The organism is Parvibaculum sp. (genome assembly GCF_035325945.1).
Classification (GTDB): domain Bacteria; phylum Pseudomonadota; class Alphaproteobacteria; order Parvibaculales; family Parvibaculaceae; genus Parvibaculum.
In genome coordinates this window covers 77201-81409 of record NZ_DAOKYX010000005.1, presented here as the reverse complement: position 1 = coordinate 81409, position 4209 = coordinate 77201, and the positions used below count along the sequence as shown (strand labels likewise).

Below are 4209 nucleotides of genomic sequence, written 5' to 3'. Positions count from 1 at the left end.
CGCAGCGCTTCACGCGCTTCATGGATCGCGTCCACATCGACATCCTTGCCGATAAGCTGCGCGATGGTCTGCTCGCCGGGCAGCGTGATCATCTGTGCCGCGAAATCGGGGTCGATCTTCTTGTCGGCGAGAACGCTCGAAACCATCTCCGCGAAGGCGACGCCGCGACGCCTCCGGCCGCCGGTCCTGACAGCCTCGACCATCGAGATGAGAAGCCCGCTCGAATAACGCTGCGCAGCCTCCCAGCGATTGAAGGGATCGCTGTCATGGGCCATGAGGAAGACCCAGTCGCGCTCCTTCAGATTTGCCGTCAGCGTCACCGGCGCCGTGAAGTCGCGGAGCAGGGACGGCACGGGCTTTTCCGTCACATTGCGGAAACGGAAGCTCTGCGTTCTCTCGGTTAGGGAGAGCACGCGCGTTCTGCCACCGGGTTTCTCCTCGCCTTCGAGTTGCAGCGGCATGTCCTTGCCGTCGGGCCCCACAAGACCGACCGCGATGGGAATGTGATAGGCGTCCTTGATGGCCTGTCCGGGCGTCGCCGCGCAAACCTGCGTCATCTTCAGGGTGTAGGCTTCGCGCGCCGCGTCATAGCGGCCGGTCACGAGCACTTCCGGCGTTCCCGATTGCGAATACCAGCGCCTGAACTGCGCAAGGTCGAGCCCGGCGCCGTCGCTGATCGCGTCGAGGAAATCCTCCACCGTCGCCGCGTGGCCGTCATGGCGCTCGAAATAGAGATCCATACCCTTGCGAAAGCGCTTCGGCCCCGCAAGCGTGTGGATCATCCGGCAAAGCTCGGCGCCCTTTTCGTAGACGGTCGCCGTGTAGAAATTGTTGATCTCGATATAGCTTTCCGGCCGCACGGGATGCGCGAGGGGGCCCTGATCCTCCGGGAACTGATGGCTGCGGAGAAGCCGCACATCGGCAATGCGCTTGACGGGCCGCGAGCGCATGTCGCTCGTGAACTCCTGATCGCGGAAGACCGTGAGCCCCTCTTTCAGGCAGAGCTGGAACCAGTCGCGGCAGGTGATGCGGTTTCCGGTCCAGTTGTGGAAATATTCATGGGCGATGATCGCCTCGATCGCGGCATAGTCCGCATCCGTGGCGGTGTCGGGGCGGGCGAGAACGTACTTGTCGTTGAAGATGTTGAGGCCCTTGTTCTCCATCGCCCCCATGTTGAAGGCGCTGACCGCCACGATCATGAAGATGTCGAGATCATATTCGCGGCCGAACACCTCCTCGTCCCAGCGCATGGCGCGTTTCAGCGCTTCCATCGCATAGGCGCAGCGGTCCTCGTTGCCGCGCTCGACGAAGATCCTGAGCATCACCTCGCGGCCCGAGGCGGTGACGAACTTGTCCTCGACATGGGCGAGATCGCCCGCCACGAGCGCGAAGAGATAGGCGGGCTTGGGGAAGGGGTCGTGCCATTCGGCGAAGTGCTTGCCGCCCTTGAGACGTCCCGATTTGACGAGATTGCCGTTCGAGAGAAGAACCGGCAGCGCCTTCTCGTCCGCCACGATGCGCGTTCGGAAGACGGCCATCACGTCGGGCCGGTCGAGATAGTAGGTGATGCGGCGGAAGCCCTGGGCCTCGCACTGCGTGCAATAGATGCCGTTGGAAAGATAGAGGCCGGTAAGCGCCGTATTGGCCTCGGGCCCGCAGGTCGTCACGGTTTCGAGCGTGAAGGCATCGGGCGCCTCGGAGATCGTCAGATGCTCGCCGTCCACCTGATAGGCGTTTCCGCTCAGCGTCTCGCCATCGATGCGGACCTCGTGCAGCGCGAGCTTCTGTCCGTCGAGCACGAGCGGGGCCTTTGGCGTCTTCGAATCCGGGTTGCGGCGCATTTTGAGCCGCGCGTGAACCCGTGTCTCAGCCGGATCGAGCTCGACCTCGAGCGTCACTTCGTCGATCAGAAAGGCGGGGGGTGCATAGTCCTGAAGGCGGACGGCGCGCGGTTCTTCGGTTCGCATGGCGGCGCTCAACATTCGGCCACGGGGCCGGAGCCGCGCAGCGAGAGTAACTTAACAAAGTCTAGAACATTAAGCGCTTGATAGGGCGAAATTTCGGCGGAAGCAAACGGGGGCTTGCAAGGCCCGGTCAGGGCGGAAATCCGGTCAATGCCGGGACTTGACCGGACCGGTCGCCTCTTTTCTATTCCTCCGCATGGACGCCGTTTCGGACGGCAAACCGGAGAGACAGTCCCTTGCCCCATATTCGCCCCGTCCAGCCGGCCGACATCGACGCGCTATACGAGATCGCACTTCTGACCGGCGCGAGCGGCAAGGACGCCACTCATCTTTACAAGGACGGCCGGCTCGTCGGGCATATCTGGGCGGCGCCATACGCGCAGCTGGAGCCCGAAAGCGCGTTCGTTGCGGTGGATGACCAAGGCGTTGCGGGTTACATCGTCGGAACGGTCGATACGCCCGCCTTCGACCTGAAGCTCGAAGCGGAGTGGTGGCCGGGGCTGCGTCCCCAATATGCCGACCCGTCGCCGGAGCGGGCCGCGGAATGGAACGCCGACGAGATCGCGGCCTTCATCATCCACCATCCGAGGCGGACGCCGCGCGCCATCATCGAGCGCTATCCCTCGCATCTCCATATCAATCTTCTGCCGCGCCTTCAGGGGCAGGGGATGGGGGCGAAGCTGATGACCCGCTGGCTCGACACGATGCGGGGTGCCGGTTCGCGTGGCGTGCATCTCGGCGTGAGCCCGGTCAATGATCGCGCGCTCGGCTTCTATCGGGCCTATGGATTTGAGGAATTGCCGCGCGAAAACCCGCGCCCGCACGATCCGGTCTGGTTCGCCATGGCGTTATGACGCGCCGGCTTCTCCTCGCCTTCTCAACGCGGCTTGACAGCGGTGCCTTGCGGCAGGAGCCTTGCCGGATCAATGATCGGCGTGGGGGCCCCGTCTTTCCGGTATGAGGAGAGTTTCGCATGGCCATCGAACGCAAAGTCGCCGTTCTCGTCGGCAGCCTCCGCAAGGAATCCTACAATCGCAAGATGGCGCATGCGCTGGCTAAGCTTGCGCCCAAAACGCTCAGGCCCGGCATCGTCGAGATCGCCGCGCTGACCCTCTACAATGAGGACGAGGATGAGCATCCGCCCGCCGTCTGGGTCGAATTTCGCGAGCGGATCCGCGCGGCTGATGCCGTGCTCTTCGTCACGCCGGAATATAACCGCTCGGTCCCGGGCGTCCTCAAAAACGCGATCGATGTCGGCTCGCGGCCATATGGGAAAAGCGCCTGGGCCGGAAAGCCCGGGGCCGTGGTCAGCGTGTCGCCCGGCGCCATTGGCGGCTTCGGCGCCAATCATCATTTGCGCCAGTCGCTCGTCTTTCTCGACGTGCCCGTCATGCAGCGGCCCGAAGCCTATATCGGCAATGCGGCCTCGCTCTTCGACAAGGAGGGACATCTGACGAACGACGCGACGCGCGATTTTCTGACGAAATTCATGGGGAGCTTCGCGACCTGGATCGAGGCTAACGCGAAGGCTTGAAGCGGCGCCGCCGCGGCGGTTCTAGGACGGCGCGTTGTTCTTCGTCTGCTCCATCACGGTATGCGCGTCGCGCGCCAGTACCAGCAGCTCTTCTGGGAGGTTCTCGGGGTTCGATTGCGCATATTCGATGAGCCGGCGCAGCAGCACCATGAATTTGGGCGAGGCCGCCATGATCCGCGCCTGAAGCTCGATGCGGTCGGGCGAAAGGTCGTATTCGACGCCCGGCACGCGCCAGCCACCGCCTTCCTTCGTGCTGCCGGTGACGATGACGGGATAGGTGCCGGGAACAGGATGGCCGGCGCATTCCTCCACCGAACGCCACTTGTTGGCGGCGCGCACCACGCGCCACTCTTCCATGGCAGGGTCGATCTCGGTCAGTTCCGCCGATTGCTCGGTCTGAAGTTCCTCAGCGTGGAAATCCCGCCCGAGCCCGACGTCGTAGAAGACGCGCAGCGGCTCATCCACATCCTTCACCCAATGGGGAACCACGCGCTCGATAACGGCCCATGTACCGACGGGTCTGACATAGACGCGCTGGTTCTTGTGGAACTGTGCCTTCGCCATGAATGGATATCCGGCAGGGGTGGAAATGCGCACACTCAGTATGTCGGCGGCCGGTTATCGGGAGATTAATCCCCGAATCCTCCATGCAAGGCGGCCCACGCAAGCCGATGACCGGGTGGACGTTCAAGCGGACGCCCAAGCGGACGC

At 63.5% G+C, this 4209-nt stretch carries 4 protein-coding genes; 2 read left to right on the top strand and 2 right to left on the bottom strand.

The window, feature by feature from the left end; all coding sequences use genetic code 11:
* Nucleotides 1-1967 (bottom strand): aminopeptidase N (gene pepN, locus PKA57_RS04780; RefSeq protein WP_324298034.1); only part of this gene is annotated, 1967 nt, incomplete at its 3' end.
* Nucleotides 1968-2200: 233 nt separating this feature from the next.
* Here pepN and PKA57_RS04775 point away from each other — a divergent pair.
* Nucleotides 2201-2818, top strand: coding sequence for a GNAT family N-acetyltransferase (locus tag PKA57_RS04775; RefSeq protein WP_324298032.1), 618 nt, complete (start codon nucleotides 2201-2203; stop codon nucleotides 2816-2818).
* 119 nt (nucleotides 2819-2937) lie between these two features.
* Nucleotides 2938-3498, top strand: a complete 561-nt coding sequence (locus PKA57_RS04770; RefSeq protein ID WP_324298030.1) for an NAD(P)H-dependent oxidoreductase — start codon at nucleotides 2938-2940, stop codon at nucleotides 3496-3498.
* A 21-nt stretch (nucleotides 3499-3519) separates the two neighbouring features.
* On the opposite strand, the gene PKA57_RS04765 is transcribed toward PKA57_RS04770, so the two are convergent.
* Entirely contained in the window at nucleotides 3520-4062 is a 543-nt protein-coding gene (locus PKA57_RS04765; protein ID WP_324298028.1) for a hypothetical protein, read from the bottom strand.
* Between the last annotated feature and the right edge of the window lie 147 nt (nucleotides 4063-4209).